We start from the raw sequence: 724 nt of genomic DNA, 5'->3' as shown, positions 1-724 counted from the left end.
CACTGTTCAGAAGAAACTGGGCGAAGCGGTTGATGTGGTTGGCGCTGATTCAAATATCAGCACCAAAGTTCAAGACGGTAAAGTGGCGATTGAACTGGCCAAAGACCTGAACGTCGACAGCGTAACAGCAGGCGATACCGTGATGAATACGGACGGTGTGACCATTGCCGGCGGCCCAAGCATGACCAAGTCAGGTATTGATGCTGCAGGAACTAAAGTCACCAATGTAGCCGATGGCGATATCAATCCAGATTCGAAAGATGCGATTAACGGTAGCCAGTTACACAATACTGCACAAAGCACAGCAGATGCCTTGGGTGGTGGTTCAACGGTGAATCCGGACGGCACAGTCTCTGCACCGAACTACAGCGTGAATGGCACCAGCCTGAACAATGTCGGCGATGCAATTACTGAACTGGACAAAGGCTGGAATTTACAGTCGAACGGTGCCAACAGTGGTGCTGTGAAAGCGGGAGATACCGTTGATATCGGCACAGCAGACGGCGAAGAAAACCTGCAAGTTGCGAAAGAAGGCAACAACATCAAGTACAGCCTGAACCGTGACCTGAAAGTGGATAGCGTGACTGCGGGTGATACGGTTATTAACAACGACGGTATGACCATTACTGGCGGTCCAAGCGTGACCAAGTCTGGTATTGATGCTGCGGGCACGACCATCAGCAATGTAGGACCGGGTGTTGCAGGAACTGATGCAGTTAACGTA

At 51.1% G+C, this 724-nt stretch carries 1 pseudogene; it reads left to right on the top strand.

What is annotated here, in order from left to right:
• Positions 1-724: pseudogene (locus JO943_RS18450) on the top strand (hypothetical protein); the annotation flags it as partial.

Source organism: Acinetobacter sp. 'aerobic (ED)', from assembly GCF_904886855.1.
GTDB lineage: Bacteria > Pseudomonadota > Gammaproteobacteria > Pseudomonadales > Moraxellaceae > Acinetobacter > Acinetobacter courvalinii.
Note: the sequence above shows the minus strand (reverse complement) of the source record. Positions and strands in the feature narration are given on the sequence as shown.